This is a genomic window from Methylobacterium sp. WL18 (assembly GCF_008040015.1).
GTDB lineage: Bacteria > Pseudomonadota > Alphaproteobacteria > Rhizobiales > Beijerinckiaceae > Methylobacterium > Methylobacterium mesophilicum.
Genome location: NZ_VRVD01001012.1, coordinates 1 through 1,106 on the forward strand (window position 1 = coordinate 1; position 1,106 = coordinate 1,106).

Annotated in this window: 2 protein-coding genes; one reads left to right on the top strand and one right to left on the bottom strand. The window is 67.5% G+C overall.

Annotation, left to right across the window (positions count from 1 at the left end):
• Window positions 1–135 precede the first annotated feature (135 nt).
• The gene (leuD, locus tag FV228_RS30520; RefSeq protein ID WP_147857829.1) at window positions 136–738 is read left to right on the top strand and encodes a 3-isopropylmalate dehydratase small subunit; all 603 of its coding nucleotides are present in this window, start codon (window positions 136–138) and stop codon (window positions 736–738) included.
• Window positions 739–762: 24 nt separating this feature from the next.
• Here leuD and FV228_RS30525 read toward each other — a convergent pair.
• The coding region (locus FV228_RS30525) for a methyl-accepting chemotaxis protein (RefSeq protein ID WP_246694092.1) at window positions 763–1,106 on the bottom strand (344 nt) is incomplete at its 5' end.

Below are 1,106 nucleotides of genomic sequence, written 5' to 3' on the forward strand. Positions count from 1 at the left end.
GCGCTGGTGGCCTCGGCGCTCCACGACGGCGCCCTGCGGGGCGCCGAGGCCGGGGATCTGGCCTGACGCTTCCGGCCCGCCGCCGAGGCTGCTAAACCGGCGCCAGACCGTGCCTTCACCAAGAGCCTGCAGACGATGGAAAAATTCACCACGCTGGAGGGCGTCGCGGCGCCCATGCGGATCATCAACGTCGACACCGACCGGATCATCCCGAAGCAATACCTGAAGACCATCAAGCGCACCGGCCTGGGCAAGGGCCTGTTCGCCGAGATGCGCTACAAGGACGACGGCTCGGAGAACCCGGATTTCGTACTCAACAAGCCTGCCTACCGGAACGCCAAGATCCTGGTGTGCGGCGACAATTTCGGCTGCGGCTCGTCCCGGGAGCACGCGCCCTGGGCGCTCAGTGATTTCGGCATCCGCTGCGTGATCTCCACGAGCTTTGCCGACATCTTCTTCAACAACTGCGCGAAGAACGGCATCCTGGCGATCACGGTCTCTCCGGACGACCTGGAGAAGCTGTTCGAGGACGCCGAGCGCGGCTCGAACGCGACCCTGTCGGTCGATCTCGACGCCCAGACCATCAAGGGGCCGGACGGCGGCACCCTGCATTTCGACATCGACGGCGGCCTCAAGCACAGCCTGCTCAACGGCCTCGACGAGATCGGCCTGACCCTGCAGCGCGCCGGCGCGATCGACGCCTACGAGCAGAAGCTCGCTGCTCGGGAATGGGCCTGAGCGGGCTTTCGCTTAAACCTCTTTTTAGGCCGCCTTCACATCCGCCAGGAACGTCGCGACCGCGCGGTTGAGGGCGTTCGAGTTCTGGGAGAGGCCGCGTGCGGCGCCCAGCACCTGGGTCGCCGCGGAGCCGGTCTCGCCGGCGGCGCGCTTGACGTCGACGATGTTCCCGGTGACCTGCTCGGTGCCGGAGGCGGCCTGCTGCACGTTGCGGGCGATTTCTTGGGTGGCCGCCCCCTGCTCCTCGATCGCGGCCACCGCGAAGCCACGGCCGGCATCGCCGGCCCGGGCCGCCTCGATGGTGGCGTTGAGCGCCAGCAGGTTGGTCTGCCCGGCGATCTGCGAGATCAGCGCGATTACGCTGCCGA

Bases quoted from the DNA above. Each gene is read 5' to 3' on its own strand.
- leuD (WP_147857829.1), top strand. From the start codon at position 136: ATGGAAAAATTCACCACGCTGGAGGGCGTCGCGGCGCCCATGCGGATC.